General features: G+C 29.1%; 23 protein-coding genes. 7 read left to right on the forward strand and 16 right to left on the reverse strand.

The annotated features are described in order from the left end of the window. Positions 1 to 33: 33 nt before the first annotated feature. Entirely contained in the window at positions 34 to 1,575 is a 1,542-nt protein-coding gene (gene amaB / locus J3359_RS12170) for an L-piperidine-6-carboxylate dehydrogenase (protein ID WP_208077129.1), read from the reverse strand. 112 nt (positions 1,576 to 1,687) lie between these two features. On the opposite strand from amaB, the gene J3359_RS12175 reads away from it, so the two are divergent. Further along, the gene (locus J3359_RS12175; RefSeq protein WP_208077130.1) at positions 1,688 to 2,746 is read left to right on the forward strand and encodes an isoaspartyl peptidase/L-asparaginase family protein; all 1,059 of its coding nucleotides are present in this window, start codon (positions 1,688 to 1,690) and stop codon (positions 2,744 to 2,746) included. Here the strand turns inward: J3359_RS12175 and J3359_RS12180 are convergent. The 7 genes from J3359_RS12180 to J3359_RS12210 all read right to left on the reverse strand — a co-directional run bounded on the left by J3359_RS12180 (position 2,734) and on the right by J3359_RS12210 (position 7,786). Then, the gene (locus J3359_RS12180) at positions 2,734 to 3,078 is read right to left on the reverse strand and encodes a hypothetical protein (RefSeq protein WP_208077131.1); all 345 of its coding nucleotides are present in this window, start codon (positions 3,076 to 3,078) and stop codon (positions 2,734 to 2,736) included. The genes J3359_RS12175 and J3359_RS12180 overlap by 13 nt on opposite strands. An 81-nt stretch (positions 3,079 to 3,159) precedes the next feature. Continuing rightward, complete coding sequence (locus J3359_RS12185) at positions 3,160 to 4,491, reverse strand: hypothetical protein (protein WP_208077132.1); 1,332 nt, start codon at positions 4,489 to 4,491, stop codon at positions 3,160 to 3,162. Between the two features lie 3 nt (positions 4,492 to 4,494). Next, positions 4,495 to 5,037: an RNA polymerase sigma factor gene (locus J3359_RS12190; protein ID WP_208080474.1), complete on the reverse strand. Its 543-nt coding sequence runs from the start codon at positions 5,035 to 5,037 to the stop codon at positions 4,495 to 4,497. Between the two features lie 4 nt (positions 5,038 to 5,041). After that, positions 5,042 to 5,455, reverse strand: a complete 414-nt coding sequence (locus J3359_RS12195) for a hypothetical protein (protein ID WP_208077133.1) — start codon at positions 5,453 to 5,455, stop codon at positions 5,042 to 5,044. Between the two features lie 19 nt (positions 5,456 to 5,474). Then, on the reverse strand, positions 5,475 to 6,170 hold the full coding sequence (locus tag J3359_RS12200; RefSeq protein ID WP_208077134.1) for a lipocalin family protein: 696 nt from the start codon (positions 6,168 to 6,170) through the stop codon (positions 5,475 to 5,477). 11 nt (positions 6,171 to 6,181) lie between these two features. Then, complete coding sequence (locus J3359_RS12205; RefSeq protein WP_208077135.1) at positions 6,182 to 6,550, reverse strand: DUF4377 domain-containing protein; 369 nt, start codon at positions 6,548 to 6,550, stop codon at positions 6,182 to 6,184. 24 nt (positions 6,551 to 6,574) lie between these two features. Continuing rightward, positions 6,575 to 7,786: a serpin family protein gene (locus J3359_RS12210; protein ID WP_208077136.1), complete on the reverse strand. Its 1,212-nt coding sequence runs from the start codon at positions 7,784 to 7,786 to the stop codon at positions 6,575 to 6,577. Between the two features lie 77 nt (positions 7,787 to 7,863). Here J3359_RS12210 and J3359_RS12215 point away from each other — a divergent pair, with 77 nt between their 5' ends. The 4 genes from J3359_RS12215 to J3359_RS18445 all read left to right on the forward strand — a co-directional run bounded on the left by J3359_RS12215 (position 7,864) and on the right by J3359_RS18445 (position 9,848). After that, complete coding sequence (locus J3359_RS12215; RefSeq protein WP_208077137.1) at positions 7,864 to 8,838, forward strand: LuxE/PaaK family acyltransferase; 975 nt, start codon at positions 7,864 to 7,866, stop codon at positions 8,836 to 8,838. A 32-nt stretch (positions 8,839 to 8,870) separates the two neighbouring features. Continuing rightward, the gene (mscL, locus tag J3359_RS12220; RefSeq protein WP_208077138.1) at positions 8,871 to 9,329 is read left to right on the forward strand and encodes a large conductance mechanosensitive channel protein MscL; all 459 of its coding nucleotides are present in this window, start codon (positions 8,871 to 8,873) and stop codon (positions 9,327 to 9,329) included. A gap of 130 nt (positions 9,330 to 9,459) precedes the next feature. Further along, the gene (locus J3359_RS18440) at positions 9,460 to 9,636 is read left to right on the forward strand and encodes a peroxiredoxin family protein (protein WP_302850222.1); all 177 of its coding nucleotides are present in this window, start codon (positions 9,460 to 9,462) and stop codon (positions 9,634 to 9,636) included. Between the two features lie 86 nt (positions 9,637 to 9,722). Further along, positions 9,723 to 9,848: a hypothetical protein gene (locus tag J3359_RS18445; RefSeq protein ID WP_302850182.1), complete on the forward strand. Its 126-nt coding sequence runs from the start codon at positions 9,723 to 9,725 to the stop codon at positions 9,846 to 9,848. 12 nt (positions 9,849 to 9,860) lie between these two features. Here J3359_RS18445 and J3359_RS12230 read toward each other — a convergent pair whose 3' ends face one another. Both J3359_RS12230 and J3359_RS12235 read right to left on the reverse strand, forming a co-directional pair. Then, positions 9,861 to 10,319, reverse strand: coding sequence for a hypothetical protein (locus J3359_RS12230; protein WP_208077140.1), 459 nt, complete (start codon positions 10,317 to 10,319; stop codon positions 9,861 to 9,863). Continuing rightward, positions 10,316 to 11,185, reverse strand: coding sequence for a hypothetical protein (locus J3359_RS12235; RefSeq protein ID WP_208077141.1), 870 nt, complete (start codon positions 11,183 to 11,185; stop codon positions 10,316 to 10,318). Before J3359_RS12235 ends, J3359_RS12230 begins: the two co-directional genes overlap by 4 nt. A gap of 133 nt (positions 11,186 to 11,318) precedes the next feature. Between J3359_RS12235 and J3359_RS12240 the strand changes: the two genes are divergently transcribed. Next, positions 11,319 to 12,143 (forward strand): DUF4349 domain-containing protein, encoded by an 825-nt coding sequence (locus J3359_RS12240; protein ID WP_208077142.1) that lies wholly within the window; start codon positions 11,319 to 11,321, stop codon positions 12,141 to 12,143. 44 nt (positions 12,144 to 12,187) lie between these two features. Here the strand turns inward: J3359_RS12240 and J3359_RS12245 are convergent, their stop codons facing one another. Together J3359_RS12245 and tyrS are read right to left on the reverse strand one after the other, a co-directional pair. Next, on the reverse strand, positions 12,188 to 12,955 hold the full coding sequence (locus J3359_RS12245; RefSeq protein ID WP_243765908.1) for a sterol desaturase family protein: 768 nt from the start codon (positions 12,953 to 12,955) through the stop codon (positions 12,188 to 12,190). Positions 12,956 to 12,968: 13 nt separating this feature from the next. Beyond that, on the reverse strand, positions 12,969 to 14,261 hold the full coding sequence (gene tyrS, locus J3359_RS12250; RefSeq protein ID WP_208077143.1) for a tyrosine--tRNA ligase: 1,293 nt from the start codon (positions 14,259 to 14,261) through the stop codon (positions 12,969 to 12,971). 101 nt (positions 14,262 to 14,362) lie between these two features. Here tyrS and J3359_RS12255 point away from each other — a divergent pair, with 101 nt between their 5' ends. Next, positions 14,363 to 15,361 carry an NAD-dependent epimerase/dehydratase family protein gene (locus tag J3359_RS12255; protein WP_208077144.1) on the forward strand — a complete coding sequence of 333 codons (999 nt, stop codon included), beginning with the start codon at positions 14,363 to 14,365 and terminating at the stop codon, positions 15,359 to 15,361. Between the two features lie 14 nt (positions 15,362 to 15,375). Here J3359_RS12255 and J3359_RS12260 read toward each other — a convergent pair whose 3' ends face one another. The 4 genes from J3359_RS12260 to J3359_RS12275 are packed head-to-tail and all read right to left on the reverse strand — an operon-like array spanning position 15,376 to position 18,378. Continuing rightward, entirely contained in the window at positions 15,376 to 15,837 is a 462-nt protein-coding gene (locus J3359_RS12260) for a DUF4296 domain-containing protein (RefSeq protein WP_208077145.1), read from the reverse strand. Positions 15,838 to 15,839: 2 nt separating this feature from the next. Further along, on the reverse strand, positions 15,840 to 17,180 hold the full coding sequence (locus tag J3359_RS12265; RefSeq protein WP_208077146.1) for a dihydroorotase: 1,341 nt from the start codon (positions 17,178 to 17,180) through the stop codon (positions 15,840 to 15,842). An 8-nt stretch (positions 17,181 to 17,188) separates the two neighbouring features. After that, positions 17,189 to 17,653 carry a GNAT family N-acetyltransferase gene (locus J3359_RS12270; protein ID WP_208077147.1) on the reverse strand — a complete coding sequence of 155 codons (465 nt, stop codon included), beginning with the start codon at positions 17,651 to 17,653 and terminating at the stop codon, positions 17,189 to 17,191. 2 nt (positions 17,654 to 17,655) lie between these two features. Then, on the reverse strand, positions 17,656 to 18,378 hold the full coding sequence (locus tag J3359_RS12275) for a polyprenol monophosphomannose synthase (protein WP_208077148.1): 723 nt from the start codon (positions 18,376 to 18,378) through the stop codon (positions 17,656 to 17,658). Between the last annotated feature and the right edge of the window lie 35 nt (positions 18,379 to 18,413).

The raw sequence follows: 18,413 nt of genomic DNA on the forward strand, positions 1-18,413 counted from the left end.
AAGTAATGAGTCCTTGCAACACCTAAAAACCTCCTAAAGATCAAACTTAATCCCTTGCGCCAAAGGCAATTCATCTGAATAATTTATGGTATTTGTTTGTCTTCTCATATATACTTTCCAAGCATCAGAACCAGACTCACGTCCACCACCTGTTTCTTTTTCACCACCAAAAGCACCACCAATTTCTGCACCAGAAGTTCCAATATTAACGTTTGCGATTCCACAATCGGAACCAGCATAAGACAAGAATTTTTCGGCTTCTTTCATTTCATTCGTCATAATTGCAGACGATAAACCTTGTGCAACTCCATTTTGTTTTTCGATGGCATTTTCTACGTCTCCACTGTATTTCATCAAATATAAAATTGGTGCAAAAGTTTCATGTTGCACAATTTCAAAATGATTTTCAGCTTCAATAATTGCTGGTTTTACATAACAACCAGATTCGTATCCTTCTCCTTTTAAAACTCCTCCTTCTACCAATACTTTTCCACCTTCCGCTTTTGCTTTTTCGATGGCAGATAAATAGGTGTTTACAGACTCTTTATCAATTAATGGTCCAACATGATTGTTTTCATCTAAAGGATTCCCGATTTTAATTTGTTTGTAAGCACCAACAATTGCGTCTCTAACTTTATCATACACAGATTCGTGAATAATTAATCTTCTGGTAGATGTACATCTTTGTCCACACGTTCCAACAGCGCCAAAAACAGCTCCAGGAACTACCACTTTTAAATCGGCAGTTGGCGTGATTATAATTGCGTTGTTTCCTCCTAATTCTAATAACGATTTTCCAAAACGTTCAGCAACTTTTGCGCCCACAATTCTTCCCATTCTTGTAGAACCTGTTGCAGAAACTAACGGAATTCTTGTGTCAGAAGTCATCATTTCTCCCACTTTATAATCTCCATTGATAATACAAGAAATTCCTTCTGGTAAATTATTATCTTTTAAGATTTCTGCAATTATATTTTGGCAAGCAACAGTACATAAAGGTGCTTTTTCTGAACCTTTCCATACACAAACATCGCCACAAATCCACGCTAAAGCTGTATTCCAAGCCCAAACAGCCACTGGAAAATTAAATGCAGAAATAATACCAACAACACCAATTGGGTGCCATTGCTCTCTCATAACATGTCCTGGACGTTCAGACGGAATGGTTTGCCCATTTAATTGACGTGATAAACCGACTGCAAAATCGCAGATATCAATCATTTCTTGTACTTCTCCTAAACCTTCTTGGTAAGATTTTCCCATTTCATAAGAAACTAATTTACCTAATGCTTCTTTTCTGTCTCTTAACTTGTTCCCAAACTGACGTACAATTTCGCCTCTTTGTGGGGCAGGAATGTCTCTCCAAGATGTAAAAGCTTTGGTGGCAGCTTCTATTACTTTTTCGTAATCTTCTTTCGTAGTTGTTTTTACTTTTCCTATTAATTTTCCATCAACAGGAGAATAAGATTCGATAATTTCTCCATTCGAAAAATTGTTAGAACCAGTAGAAGTTCCGTTATTTGTATCTTTTACTCCTAATTCTTGTAAGGCTTCTTTAATTCCAAAATTTACCATTTTGTAGTTTCGTTTAAGTTGTTTAGATTCGAGTAACGAATTTACGAATAATTTTACAAATATATAATTTTAACAAAAACAATAATTATTGTTTAATTTTAAACAAATTACCATGAAAAAACTTTTTTTAATTACTTCTTTATTTTTTGTTTTTTGGGGATGTAAAAATCGAACAGAAAAACCGGTTATAGATAAAAGTAAAGATTTAAAAGTAAACGAATTTGCCATTATAATTCATGGTGGAGCAGGAACTATTTTAAAGAAAAATATGTCTGATGAAAAAGAAACAGCATATAAAGCAAAATTAGAAGAAGCTATAAAAGTTGGGCATACAATCCTTAAAAATGGAGGAACAAGCCAAGAAGCTGTTCTAAAAACCATACAAGTTATGGAAGAATCTCCACTTTTTAATGCAGGAAAAGGTGCGGTTTTTACACACGAAGAAACCAACGAATTAGATGCCTCTTTTATGGATGGAAAAACTTTAAATGCTGGTGCAGTTGCTGGAGTTACCAATGTAAAAAGTCCTATTGAATTGGCCATAAAAATTATGACAGATTCCGATCATGTAATGCTTTCTGGAAAAGGAGCATCAACTTTTGCAAAAGAAAAAGGCTTGGAAATTGTAGATCCAAGTTATTTTTATACAGAAAGACGTTTTAAATCACTTCAAAGAATAAAAGACAAAGCAAAAACGGAACTAGACCATGATGATAAAAAAGCGGCTTTTTACGATGCAGATATTAAAAATGCAAAATTTGGAACTGTAGGTTGTGTGGCTTTAGACAAAGATGGAAATATTGCTGCAGGAACTTCTACAGGAGGAATGACCAATAAACGATGGGGAAGAATTGGAGACTCCCCAATTATTGGGTCTGGAACCTATGCAAATAACAAAACCTGTGGGGTTTCCTCTACAGGTTGGGGCGAGTATTTTATTAGAAGTCAAGTTGCGTACGACATTTCTGCACAGATGGAATATCAACAAAAAACCTTAAAAGAAGCCACAAAAAATGTTATTCAAAATAAATTAACTAAACTTGGTGGAACTGGTGGTGTTGTTGCTTTAGACAAAAACGGAAATATGTCTTTCGAGTTTAATACTGCAGGAATGTACAGAGCTTCTATGAACGATAAAGACCAATTAATTGTAAAAATTTACAAAGAATAATCTAACCACTTTTCTGGAATTGGTTCTAAATCTAGATTTGTAAATACAGATTTTAATCTCTTTTTAACACCAATTCTAGAAACTTTTGGAATCGATAAATTAATATTATTTCTTTTATTAATTTTTTCCAAAACATTTTCGATAGGTTCTTTGTTACACAAGACTAAATTGTTCATCATTGCATTAGATTCTATCTCTAATTTAAAACAATCTACAAAGTATCTAGGTTTATTATCTTCATAAATAATCCATTGTGCATTTTGCTTTTTAGGCAATTCTATAATTTCTTTGGTACCACTTAGTGTACGATATGTTGTTGCTTTTAATTTCATTTTTTAGGGGTTAATTAACTTTCCCTTTACAATTAGCATTACAAAAATAACACCAAACTAAAGATTCTACAAAAACTTTAACTAAAATTGGTAATTTATACCTGTGTAAATTCCCATATTAAATGGCGAAAACCCATTTGCATTCTCACTAAATGTATTTAATTGCGCTTTAAACATAGGGTTTACATAAAACGACCAGTTTTTATTAAAATTGTAATTAAAGTCGAAGCCAAAATTTCCACTAAAATTTATGTTATTTAAATTGGTTGCTTCTCCTGAATTGATAAAATTATTGTTTTTTAAAATTATTTCGTTTTTTCTTAAAAATAAAGAGCTAAAACCTGCCACGATTTTAGTTTCGAACTTTTTACTTTCCAATAAATTGTACTTAATTTCTATTGGAATTTCTACATAACCGAAATTTTGAGTTAGATTTCCGTTAAAAGTAACGATGCTAGAAAGTGTGGTAGAACTTGCATCAAAACGATTGTTAGCTGTATTTTGCAGAGAAACAGAATTTCCATTATCAAATGAAACATTAGACATTTTACTCCTCGAAGAAATTACCGCAATTTGGTTATTAGAATACTGCATTTCTTGCAACTGAACTCCAGTTTGTATGGTCCATTTACTGTTTATTTCATACGCTATTTTTACACCATAAGCATACGAGTTTTCTCCTTTTGTAGAAGTGGCTAAATTAGCATCTAAAGGAGAAGAGTTCGTAAAAGAATTGGAGTTTAAAACGGCAAAGGTTGGAGAAATACTCCATTTTTTTGCAGGTTTTACAGCCTCTTTTTTCTCCTTTTTAATCGTTGCTAAAAAATCTTTTTTAGGCATAATCTTTTCTAAATTTTTCTTTTTTGTATTCATAAAAGTTGAGTCTTTAGTTTTTGAAATATGCTTTTTAGAAGATTTCTCAACAAGATTTTCTTCAGAAGGATTCTTAGCAATAAAAACCTTTTTCATAGCATTTTTTTGGCTAACTAACTTCTTTTCGTCTTTTACAACTGTATTAGTAATAATTTTTTCTGAATTAGACTTTTTATTTTTCTTTGGATTCGTATTATTTTCGATTGGTTTTTCATTAGCAATTAAAACTTTATTTTTTATCTTTTTATTTAAAATAACAGAGTCTGTATTTTTTAAGTTTTCTTTAATTTTATCGATTGTAGTATTTGTAATAATTACATTTTTATCGTCTAAAGAATTATTATTTTCAGAAAAAGGAAATAAGAAGAAACCAAGTATAAAAAGTGCTACAATGCCACTAGAAACCCACCAAAAAGGTAAAACTCTGCGCTTCTTTTTGGTAAGTTTAGATTCTATATCATTCCAGACTTTTTTGTTTGGAGTTGCTTCCAAATTTTTAAGTTGTTCTTGGAATAATCTATCTATATTTTTATTTTCCATCAGTTATGCTTTTTGTTCTTGTTGTTGATAAATTTCTAACTGGTCTTTTAAAATCTTTCTAGCTCTAGATAAGTTCGATTTAGAGGTGCTTTCAGTAACATTTAAAAGGTTTGCAATCTCTTTATGCGAATAGTTGTCTAACACATATAAATTAAAAACCAAACGATATCTATCAGGCAATTTTTGAATAAAATCCAGCAAAACATCTATATTAAAAGCGTTACTTTCTATGTCTATTTCTGTTTCTTCTTCTGTTTCTGGAAGTTCTTTTACAATTTGTAATGGAGATTTTTCTCTATATTTTAAAAGTGCTGTATTTATGGTAATTCTCTTTAACCAACCTTCAAAAGAACCTTTATTGTTGTACTGTTTAATTTTATCGAAAATGGTTAAAAAACTATCCTGTAAAGTGTCTTCTGCATCTTGGTAATTTCTAGAATATTTTAAACAAACAGGAAAAAGCTTATCAGCATATAATTGATAAACTTCAGATTGTGCTGCCAACTTTTGCTGGCAGCAATCTTGTATGAGTTCTTTTAGTTTAATGGCTCTAATTTACGGGAACTACAATTTCTTCGAAAATATTTTCTCCATTACTATCTTTTCCTTTAAAAAATTTAAAAAGATAATCTTCTTTTTGTGTTGCAGTAACTATAAATTTATGTTCTTTCTCGATTGCAGCGTCTGTACAAGTTGCATCTAAATCTACAAAAGCTCTTATGGCTACAACTCTTACAGTATCTTGGTATTCGTAATATACATTATCGAAATTATAGCAAGTATTTTTAAAAGTATATTTTAAAGTAATGGTGTCTCTTTTTCCGAAGGTAAAACTCTCAGGTGTTTTTGCTTCGTCTATGGCAACAATTTCGTATTTATAATTTGGTGTATCGTTGTTTAAACAAGCGCTAAAGAAAACAATTCCTATTAATAATACTGCTACATTTTTCATAATTTGTTTCATAATTTTGAGAGTTTAATAATTAATATTTAAGAACTGGATATCCATTTTTACATTTAATAGATTTTGGTTCATTGGGTGTAGAACAGTTAGAAACTATGTTCCATTTTATGTTGTATTCTTTTTCTGCTTTTGTATAATCTGCTACTTTTTGTAGAAAATCGGTTGTATTTATTTTTGTTGAATAAGGGATAAAACCTTGTGAGCCACCACATGCTTTAGAACCAAAAGCAACATATTTCCAATCGTTAGAATTTGCACAAGATTTACTTCTAGAAAGTGTTCGAATTTCGTTAAACAAAGCCATTAATTGTTGATGGTCTTTCTCTTGTTCAGTTACTTCTCGTTTTACAACCAATTTTGTTTCAGTTAATTCAATAATTTTCCAGCCAAAATTTGTTGGATAAGATTGTACCTTAACTTCGATAAGGTTTTCATTTAATCTCCAAGTTCCTTTAGTATTGAAAAATGTTAAAGGCGGGGTTCCACACCAACCAGAAGTACGTTCTGTAAATTTATTATCTTTTTGAAAAGAAATTCCATAAGCTTCTTTTGGTAAGTTGTTTCCTCTTTTAAAAGTGGTAATTCCATTTTTAAAATTGGGTTCAATCCAAACTCCCAATAATAAATTATCGGAATCGATGGTAATTTCTTGGTTGTTTTCACATGAAAGTAGTGTGATTGCAAAAACGAGAATAGTTAATTTTTTAAAATGCATCTTTTTATATTTTATTTAGGTAAATTTTCTGACGTTTTTTTAGTTTTCGAGATTACTTTTATTAATTTATATTCGATGGAAGAAGTATCTTGTGGCGGATTTTCGATTTCTGTTTCAGAAACTAAAATTTTATACTCAAAGTCTTCTTCATAATTAAAACCATCAAAAGAACTATAAAAATATTGCCAGTTTTCTTCTTTACTTTCTTTAATTAAAAAGCATTTCTGAGGTCCAACACCAACACAATCGGTTTTTTTAGAAGCTACAATGTATATTTTCTCATTATTAGATGGTTCTTCTGAGTTATTACAAGAAAAAAACATAAGCACTACTAAAAAAGCAATTAAATATCTTGCAAAAAAATCTGTTTTAGTTACCATATAAAATTATTTTTCTCCTATCTACTAATTAGTTTTAGGCATTCCTATCTTACCAATGAAAGAAATTGAACCTGTCTCTTTTTCTGTAATTACAAACAGAAAAGGTTTGTTTAATTTTAGAATATTATATGGATTAATTGATAATGTTCCTATTCCAACATTAGTAACAGCAGCTGCTTCAGTTCCTTTTTCATTTACCTCTATAAACGTTTTTTGCATTACATAAGAAATAGAAACAGGAATATTACTAATTTTACTAAAATCTGCTGATTGTTTAAATGCAACTCCCAAACCTAAATCTAAAAGCGTATTATTTAATGTTTTTTCATACGAAAATGCAAATTTTGGCATCGCAAGTTGTACTTCTTTTTTATTAAAATTGGTCTTCCAATTTTTCCAGTTATTTATGTCTAACAAATTAGAGATGTGCGTTGTTTTTTTTCCTTCTTTTGGAAGCAAAATAGTCATAGAATATTTATTGTTTTTATATGGCAATTTTACTGCTGTAAAAGTTGTGTTTTCATAAAAATCTAATTTTTCTGTTAAATGCATCATTTTAACATTTTCTGTTTTATTTTCTCCATAAAAAGGAAGTACTTTTGTATCTTCTTCTTTAAAAGTATACTTCCAATCACTTTTAAAATAAATGGCGTTTATTAAAAACAAAACATCATTACTATTTATTTTATTAATAATTTTAGGAATTTTTTGATACGTTTTGTCTGAAACCCAATTATTTATAATATTCGCAGAATTTGTGTCAGAAAAATCTAGCTTTTCAACTTCTGCAGAATAAAATTTTTTGTTGGTAGAAATAAAACTTTCTTTTACAGGAAAAGAATCTTCAATCCAAATAGAATTAGCAATTTGAAATAAAGCACCTGTAGAATTATTAGCTAAGGTTCTTATAATTTCTTTATTAATTGTGTTAATTTCTTTAGGTAAAAACGATGTATAATTTAAGGTCTGTTCAAAGGCTTCTTTAGTTTTATTTGCAGTACCATTATAGGCCATTCCTAAAGCTAAAGAAAGGCTTACAGGAGAAATCATATAATTTTCTTTGTCTTCTTTTTTCGATATCTTCTTAAAAAAATCAAATGCAAACTTATTATTGGCAGTTACGAATTCCTCTCCTTTTTTAATTTCACTAAAAAGGTTTACTTTTTCGTCTTTTGGAAAACAAGATTGTAGTAAAAGTGTAAAAAACAATAAACTTATAGGTAGCGTTTTGTTCATAATAATTTGGGTTCTTTCTTATAAGATGTAAAAATCTCTAAAAGGTTGCGTGTAATAATCTTATTTTTGTAAAAATTATGGAAAAAGATATTTTTAACATACAAAATTTAGAAGATTTCAACAGAATAACGTTAGAGGTTTTTAAACATCAATTCAATAAGAACAAGGTGTATAGGTCTTTTTGTGATTTGCTTTATATTCACCCTTCAAGTATTTCTAAGGTTGAAGAAATTCCGTTTTTACCCATTCAGTTTTTTAAAAGTAGAAAAGTAGTCGCTTCTTTAGAGGAAGTTGAAGAGATTTTTACAAGTTCTGGAACAACAGGAAGCATTACAAGTAAACATTTTGTAACAGATATTAAAGCTTATAAAGAAAGTTATTTAAAAGGATTTGCTCATTTTTATGGAAATATAGAAGAGTATGCAGTTTTGGCTTTATTACCCAATTATTTAGAAAGAAAAGGCTCTTCTTTGGTTTTTATGGTAGACGATTTAATAAGAAAATCTAAAAACGTAGCAAGTGCTTTTTATCTTGATAATATGAATGAATTAGCCGAAAAACTAAGAGAATTAGACAAAAAAGGACAAAAAACATTACTTATTGGCGTTTCTTTTGCGTTGTTAGATTTGATTGAACAGCGACAATTCAGCCTAAAAAACACCATAATTATGGAAACTGGTGGTATGAAAGGAAGGAGAAAAGAATTGATAAGAGAAGAATTACACAATATTTTAAAAAGCGGATTTGGAGTTGATAAAATTCATTCAGAATATGGAATGACGGAATTATTAAGTCAAGCATATTCCAAAGGAAATGGTATTTTCGAAACACCACCTTGGATGAAAATTCTAACCAGAGATACAGAAGATGCATTAACCATAAATTCTGCTGGAAAAAATGGCGGAATTAATGTAATCGATTTAGCGAATTACAATTCGTGTTCGTTTATTGCGACACAAGATTTAGGAAAAGTCCACGAAAACGGAACATTTGAAATTATTGGACGTTTCGATAATTCGGATATTCGTGGTTGTAATTTAATGGTTTTATAGGTTTAGAAAAGAGATTAAAGTAAAGAAAAAAGATGAAATTCAAATTATTTAAAGAATTTAAAGAATTTGCTGTAAAAGGAAATATGATCGACATCGCAATTGGTGTTATTATTGGAGCAGCCTTTAACAAAGTAGTAAATGTATTGGTAAAAGAGGTTTTAATGCCACCATTATCTTTTATGACAGATGGTGCAAATTGGGAAAATAGAAAAATAGTTTTACGAGAAGCAATTTTGGTAGATGGAAAAGCAACGTCCGAACAAATTGCCATTGGATATGGAAAACTAATAGAAGCTGGAGTCGATTTTTTAATTATCGCTTTTACAGTTTTTATCGTAGTTAAATTAATGAATTCTTTAAAAAAGAAGGCAGATGACCCAAAAGATAAAACGACTGTTACACCTAAAAATATTGAGTTAATGAATAAAACCAACGAGCTTTTAGAGAAACAAAATGCCTATTTAATGAAAGTTTTGGCAGAGAGGAAATAGAGAATCTATTTTAATTCTTCTTTCTAAAACACAAACCCAACAATAAATAAAACTCCAGAATCGTTTTATAATAAACAACCCACTTATAAAACACTTTATTTTAATTGCATTCGCCTTTTTTACATTCGCAATATCTGCTCAAAATGATGACAGAGGTTTAAAATTATTTGTAGATGATGTTGCAAAAGATTTTAGCGTAAAAATGACAAATGGAAAAATGGTAAACCTATCTGATTATAAAGGAAAAGTAGTCTTATTAAACTTTTGGGCAACTTGGTGTAGCCCTTGTTTGATGGAGTTTAACTAAATTCCTGAAAAAATATTAATGCCTTTCGAAAACAAGGAAAAAAAGTTTCTATAAACCCTAAAACTTTTGAAATTAAAAATGGCAAATTGTATTTATTTTACAATTCTTGGGGAACCAATACCTTAAAACTTTGGAGAAAAGAAGCTGCAGAAAAACTGCAGAAACAAGCAGATAAAAACTGGTTAAAAATTGTAACTAAAGACAAATTATAATTTGTTTTTAGTTTAATATCGAGCAAATTTCACTTTATTTGAAATTACTTCTATCGAATCTATAATTATTTTTTTACTTAAAATATAAGCAAAAAGAGAATCTTTTTTTAAGCTATTTGGTGTTACCATGTCAAAAATTATTTTTCTTTTTTTTATAGAATCAGTAATAGAAATAGTTTCTCCTATTTGCTTAATATTTGTAATTTTTGAATCGTTTGGTAGATTTAAAATAGGGAAAGTGTCTATTTTAAAACTTTTTAATCGCTCGCCAATTTCTTTTTTAAATTTAGAATCGCTGTTTAACAACATATTCAATTCATAAAATTCTAAAAATTTTTCTTCAATTAAAGTTGAAGTAGAATATTCTTTTACAATAGCCAAAGATTCTTTATTTAAACCTGGTTTTTTATTAGAATTAGAGCTACAAGAGGCTATTATTAAAACAATTACTATAAGGAATGTTTTTTTCATTTTATAATAAATTTAATCTTTACAATCTTCCCGTTTTTAAAATCTTTGTTAAGTATTTTAAACTTTTTTAAGTTGTTGGTGGGTATTGTTAAAAGGTTAATAAACTCCTTTTTAGAATATATTTCTACACCAATATTGTTAGAATAAAGTTGATAAATAATAGCATTTTTATCTATTAATTTTTCAAGCTGTGCTTTTCTTTCGTTCCAATTTTTTACTTTATTGTTCGTGTAATAATCTAACATTAATGCATAATCATCTAAAGCAACTCTAACATTACTGTTATTATTATCTATATGCCTAATAATAGTATCTGTTTTATAATAATTAGAGGTAATAACTAAAGTAATAATATCTTCTTTGGTTTCGTAAATAAGACAGCCATTATTATTTGTATTTGAATATACTGGATAGTCTTTTACATTTAAAATTTTTATGTTTAGTGGAGTTAAAATAGGTTCATTTTTATCATCATCAATAAAACATAAATGAAACTTATTTGTAGTTTTAAAAAGAAAAGAAATAATAAAGAGTAAAGGAATTATACTGAGAAGAAACCAATATTTTTGCTTTCTATTCTTACTATTTTCGTTTTTAAAAGCCATCCAATTATCAAATCCAATATACTTACAAAGTATATTTAGCATATCTATTCTTGGCAGTTTATTAGGAGTATTTTTAAAGTAAGTGTAGAACCATTTTTCACTAACCTTAGTATTAACTTTTTCAAATAAATCTTCTTGAAAAGAGATAATATCTTCGCCTTTCCAATTTTCAATTTTTGCAGAAGCACTATTATTTTTTAAATAAACTCCAACAATTTTCTTTTTTAAAAGATTAAAAAGATGTTTTTCTTTTGAAGTCAAAATTTCTTAACTTATTGTTTATTAGTTTTTTAAATAATTGTAAAATAGTTACAATCGTTTTGCAAGTGTTTTACAAAGCAAAAATTTAGCCCTTTATTATGTTTGGTTCTATAAACATTAAAGATATAAAATTATGAAACATCAATTGGTAAAAAAATCAGCTAAAAAAATTTTCTTTACATTTATTCTTACACTTTTTATTGCATGTAGCCAGCATAATTTGGATAATGAAGAAATAACCATTCATAAAAATGAAGTTAAATCTAACAACAAAAAGAATAATAATTCTAACACAATTACGTTACAAAACCTTAAAATTATTAAATCTGCATCCAGCAGATATAAGGTTGAAAATGTAGAACAGGCAACTGCAAAAATTAAATCTTTGGCAACAAAATTCAATGGATATATTTCTGATTTGCAATTTAGAAATAATACATATGCCATAGAAAATAACTTTACAATTAAGATTCCACAAGAACATTTTGATGTGGTTATGGATTCAATAAAAAATACTGTAGCATTTGTAGAATTCGAAAACATTACAACCAAAGACGTTACAGAAGAATACATCGATTTAGAAACACGCTTAAAAACAAAAAAAGAAATAAAAGAACGTTATGAAACTATTTTAAGAAAAAGTGCAAAAACGGTTAAAGATATTTTACTTACGGAAGAAAAATTGCGAATTATTCAAGAAGAAATAGAAGCTACATTTGGTCGATTAAAATATTTAAAAAGTAGCATTTCTTATAGTACCATTAAGATAAACTTATATGAAACTGTGGAATATAAAAAGGGTTTCCAAAATCATAAAAATGGTTTTTGGGCAAAAGTAAAAAAAGGCTTTTCTGGAGGTTGGGATATTTTATCAACTCTAATTATTGGGTTTGTAACTATTTGGCCAATATTATTAATTGGAATTGGTGTTTTTCTATTCTTTAAAAAAAGAAAATAAAAAGTTATTTTAATTTTGAAAAAAAGAGTTTGATTTGTAGGAATTTAGCTCTTTTTTTCTTCCAATTCAGTTTTCATCAACCGATCCCAAAACGTAAAATACAAACCAAAATTAAAGTTAAATTTTGTGTGATGAAAATCGTGATGCGTTGCTCCAATAATCCATTTTTTAAACCAATTTCCTAGTTTTCCTGAAGGATAAATTTCAATTCCTGCATGATTTATGGTGGCAGAAAGTGTCATTATTAACAAAACAGCAAACAAAGCATATAAATGCATAGGTAAGAAAATTACGATTACAGGCAAGAAAATCGCTTGCAAAACAGTTTCATAAGGATGAAAAGAAAACGCTGTAAAAACAGTCGTATGCACACTTTTATGATGAATTTTATGAAAGAATTTATAGATTTTAGGAAGGTGCATCCATCTATGAATCCAGTAATAATAAGTATCTTGAATAAACAAAAAAGCAAAAATACTTAGTGGAAAATACCACAAAGAATAGGTATTAAAATCTAAATAAATAGCAGTGTAATTAATGGACCACAAATAATAAATGAGAACTGCAACTGCACCAAAAATTAAACCACTAATTAAAGACCAATAAATTTCTTTACGAACCTGTTTCTTTTTTAGAGGCTTTTTATTTAAAATTCTATGTTTTAGTTTTTCTCTAAATTTATGTAAGAAAACCCAATGATAAACGCCTGAAAATGCTAAATACCTTACGAAAATAATTAGCGTAAATATTAATATTAAAGGTATAATTACAAAAATATTACTAAAATCGATTTCTGTAATTTTATTATTCATAATAAACTTATAATTATGCTACAACTAATAAGTAATAGGTCTTTTTACCACGTTGTAACAACACATATTTATTCGCTATTAAATCTTCTTTTGTAATCGTAAAATCTTCTTTTACTTTTTCTTTATTTACAGAAATGGCATTTTCTTTTAACGCTCTTCTTGCTTCACCATTAGAATTTAAAAAATTGGTTTTGGCAGCCAAAGCACCAATCATATCTAAACCTTCTTCAATATCTGTAGTAGAAACTGTTGCTTGAGGAACCCCATCAAAAACATCTAAAAATGTTTGTTCATCTAAAGATTTTAAATCGGAAGCTGTAGATTTTCCGAATAAAATATTCGACGCTTTTAACGCATTTTCATAAGCTTCTTTTCCATGTGTTATGGTAGTTACTTCCTCTCCTAATTTCTTTTGAAGCAAACGTAAATGTGGGTTCTCTTTATGTTCTGCAATTAAATTTTCAATCGTTTCTTTGTCTAAAAAAGTAAACTTTTTAATAAAGTTTTCTGCATCTTCATCCGAAGAATTTAACCAATACTGGTAAAATTTATAAGGCGAAGTTCTATCTGCATTCAACCAAACGTTTCCACCTTCGGTTTTTCCAAATTTTGTTCCATCTGCTTTTGTAACCAAAGGCACTGTAATTGCATACGCTTTTCCTTGTGCTTTTCTACGGATTAATTCAGTTCCAGTAGTAATATTTCCCCATTGGTCGGAACCACCCATTTGCAACATACAATTTTTCTCTTTATATAAGTGATAAAAATCGTATCCTTGAAATAATTGATACGTAAATTCTGTAAAACTCATTCCCACAGAAGATTCCGAACTTAAACGTTTTTTTACAGAATCTTTTGCCATCATGTAATTTACAGTGATGTGCTTTCCTGTATCTCTCACAAAATCGATTAACGAAATATCTTTCATCCAATCGTAATTGTTTACCAATTCAGCTTTATTTTCTGCAGAATCATCAAAATTTAAAAAACGTTCTAAATTTTCACGAACTCCAGCAATATTTTTTGCTAAAGTTGCTTCATCTAACAAATTTCTTTCGGCAGATTTCCCAGAAGGATCTCCAACCATACCAGTTGCACCACCAATTAAAGCAATTGGGTTGTGCCCAGCATTTTGGAAATGTTTCAAAATAAAAATTTGAACCAAACTACCAATATGAAGCGAGTCTGCAGTTGGATCGAACCCAATATAACCAGCCGTTTTATTTTCCAATAAATATTCTTCTGTATCTGGCATTATATCGTGCAATAATCCTCTCCAGCGTAATTCTTCTACAAAATTTGTCATTGTAAATTTATATTTTCGAACCTCAAAGGTTTTAAAACCTTTGAGGTCTTTTTGTGATTACAAAGATAAACTTATCAATCAAAAAACCATAAATTAGCTGTATGATTTTAGTAACAGGAGGAACAGGTTTAGTAGGTGCACATTTGTTGTATCATTTAATTAAAAATGATGAAAAAATTCGTGCTATTTATCGTTCTAAAGAAAAAATAGAAGCCGTTAAAAAAGTTTTTTCTTATTATTCTAATGATGCAACTTTAATAGCTAAAATTGAGTGGTTTAAAGCAGATATTACTGAAGTTCCAGCTATGATTCCTGCTTTTGTTGGTGTTAAAAAAGTGTATCATTGTGCTGCTTTTATTTCTTTTAATCCGAAAGATTATAGAGAAATGCGAAAGGTAAATATTTACGGAACTGCAATTATCGTAAACCTTTCTATTGATGCAAAAATCGATAAACTTTGTTTTGTTGGTTCAATAGCTTCTGTGGGCGATTCTTTAAATGGAGGTTTAATTACCGAAGAAAACGAGTGGAATAAAGAAGCAGATAATAGTGGTTATTCGATTACAAAATTTGGTGCAGAAATGGAGGTTTGGCGAGCAAGTTTAGAGGAAATAGATGTCGCAATTGTAAATCCTGGAGTAATTTTAGGAAGTGGGTTTTGGAATGCAGGTTCTGGGAAATTATTCTCTCAAGTTTATAATGGGTTAAAGTATTACACAGAAGGAGTTACAGGTTTTGTAGGTGTACAAGATGTGGTAAAAGCTATGATTTTATTCATGAATTCCGATATTAAGAACGAGCGTTTCATTTTAGTTTCAGAAAATAAATCTTTTAAAGAAATTTTCTTTTTAATAGCAGATGCATTTGGTAAAAAACGGCCTTCAAAAAAAATAAAATCTTGGCAAACAGCAATTTTTTGGCGTTTTGCTATTTTTGTTTCTAAAATTACAGGAGTTACACCTTTATTGAGTAAATATTCGGCGAGAAGTGCACATTCAGTATCTAAATATTCTTCAGCAAAATTTAAGGAAACTTTTAATTTTAAGTTTGAGAAAATAGAGTGTGTGATAAAAAAAGTGAGCAAAAATTTCGAAGAATAGAACTCACTTTTTTATTATTTAATAGAGTCTAGAAGTGAATCTATATCTAAAGAATCGGTTACATTTTCTAAACTATCTAGCTTCACTTGTATTTTTAATATATTCTCGATAGAATCTTTTCGAATAGAATCTAAAACTTTTTTTTGTTTCTTAAAAAAAACACTTCTTTTTTCTAAATCCGATTTTGCACTATCAAGTAATTTTTGATACAAATCTATTTTAGACATATAGTAAAAGTTACTAGCCATAAATCGAGTACTATCAATCTTAAATTTATCGTATACAAAAGACATGTAATTAATGTCTTTTTGGTTGTGTTTATTATTGATAAATTTGGCACTACTTGCAATCATCATTTCTTGCAATAAAAGACTCATAGTATCTTGTGGAATTAAGTCTTTTGGTTTTTTAAAAATGGTGTTACTTGTACAAGAAACCAATAAAATTACAATAAAAAGTGTGCTTATTTTTTTCATTTTTATCTATTAAATGTAATTCGTTTTCCTTTAATTTTATCATTAAAAACCCCATTTTTATACATTAAATTTCCATTTACAAACGTATGTGTTATTGTTGATGAGAATGTAGTTCCTTCGAAAGGAGACCAGCCACATTTGTATAAAATATTTTCTTTTGAAACTGTTTGTGGTTTGTTTGGGTTTATTAAAACCAAATCTGCATAAAAACCTTCTTTTATAAACCCTCTTTTTTTAATTTGAAATAATTTAGCAGGATTATGGCTCATTTTTTCAACTGCTTTTTCAATAGGAATTATACCTTCTTTTACTTTTTCTAAAATTGCCAATACTGCATGTTGCACTAATGGACCTCCACTTGGCGCTTTTGTGTAAATATTCGACTTTTCTTCTAAAGTATGTGGTGCATGGTCTGTTGCCAAAACATCAATCCTGTCGTCTAACAAAGCTTCCCATAAACCCAATCTGTCTTTTTCTGTTTTAACAGCAGGATTCCATTTAATATGCGTCCCTTTTTCGTTATAATCTTTATCTGAAAACCATAAATGATGTACACAAACTTCTGCTGTAATTTGCTTTTCTTCTAAAGGAATATCATTTCTAAAAAGTTCGGTTTCTTTGGCTGTTGACACATGAAAAATATGCAATCTTGCACCCGTTTTTTTTGCTAATTCAATGGCTTTAGAAGAAGACAAATAACATGCTTCTTCGCTTCTAATTATTGGGTGGTATTTAATTGGAATGTCTTCTCCAAATTTCTCGATAAATTCGGCTGTATTTTTTTTAATCGTTGCTTCATCTTCACAATGTACAGAAATAATCATTTTTGTAGAAGAGAAAATCTTTTCTAAAACCGCTTCATTATCTACTAACATATTTCCTGTAGAAGAACCTAAGAACAGTTTAATTCCTGCTACTTTTTTAGGATCTGTTTTTAGTAATTCTTCTAAATTATCGTTTGTTCCACCAAACATAAAAGAATAATTTGCATAAGAATCTTTGGCAGCAATTTTAAATTTGTCTTCCAATAAATCTTGTGTAGTTGCTTGTGGCACTGTGTTTGGCATTTCTATAAACGTGGTAATTCCGCCAGCAACTGCAGCTTTGCTTTCTGTTGCAATATTTGCTTTGTGCGTTAATCCAGGTTCTCTAAAATGTACTTGATCGTCTATAAAACCAGGAATTAAATAACTTCCTTTGGCATTAATAATTGCTGCATTTTCTGGTGCAGAAATTTTAGCAGAAACTTTTTTTATAATTTCGTTTTCGATAAGAACATCACCTGTAAAAGTTTTATTTTCGTTAATTATTGTTGCGTTTTTAATTAAAATTGATTTTTCCATTTTTCTTATTAAATATCTATTCTCATATGAATCATACTCTTTTTAAAACCAAAATGTTCGTACGATTTTATGGCAGATGAATTGTTGTGATATACGTCTAATCTTAATTCGTTTAAACCTTTATTTTTTGCCCAAGATTTTAAAGACTCTAAAATAAAGTTACTAATTTTTTTTCCTCTAAATAAAGGTTTTACATAGATAAAACCTACATAACCATGTGTTGGGTTTTTATGATACTGTTTAGAGTTCTCTACTCTTACATATCCAGAAGCTACCAATTCTGTATTAGAAACAGCCACAATTAAATGGATGTTGTTTGCAGCAATCATTTTAGGGATGTTGTAATAATGTAATTTACCTTTACCTAAAAAAGGGTCTAATGGTCTTTCTGCCTCAATAAGTCCTTGTTCAAATTCTCGTAAGGCTTCTAAATCGGTTAATTTTGCAGTTCTAATTGAAATAGAATTATCCATATTTAATCTTTTGATAATCCGTTTATTCTCATTTTTATCACTCCAAAAAGTGCTTCAGAAATAATATTCCCACTCATTTTAGATTCTCCTAAGGTTCTATCAGTAAAAACGACAGAAACTTCTTTAATGTTAAAACCATATTTCCATGCTTTAAATTTCATTTCTATTTGAAAAGCATATCCAATAAACTTAATTTTATCTAAACTTATGGTTTCCAAAACCTTACGTTTCCAGCAAACAAAACCAGCAGTGGTATCAAAAACAGGAATTCTAGTTATAAACCGCACATATTTCGATGCAAAATAAGATAATAAAACTCTTTTTATTGGCCAGTTTACCACATTTACACCTTGCGAATATCTGGAACCTATAGAAACATCTCCACCATTTTTATGGCAAGCATTATACAAACGAACCAAATCTTTTGGGTTGTGGGAAAAATCTGCATCCATTTCTATAATGTAATCGTAATTTCGTTGCAAAGCCCATTTAAAACCATGAATATAGGCAGTTCCCAGTCCATTTTTTTCTTTTCTTTTTTCGATAAAAAGTTTATTTGGAAATTCAGCCATTAAATTACCTACGATTGTTCCAGTTCCATCAGGCGAATTATCGTCGACAACTAATATATGAAACGCTTTTTTTTGATTGAAAACAGCTCTAATAATGGCTTCGATGTTTTCTTTTTCGTTGTAAGTGGGAATTATAACTAGCGCGTCTGACATAAATTAAATTTCATGTAGTAAGAAAGCAAATATAC

Source organism: Polaribacter cellanae, assembly GCF_017569185.1.
GTDB classification, from domain to species: domain Bacteria; phylum Bacteroidota; class Bacteroidia; order Flavobacteriales; family Flavobacteriaceae; genus Polaribacter; species Polaribacter cellanae.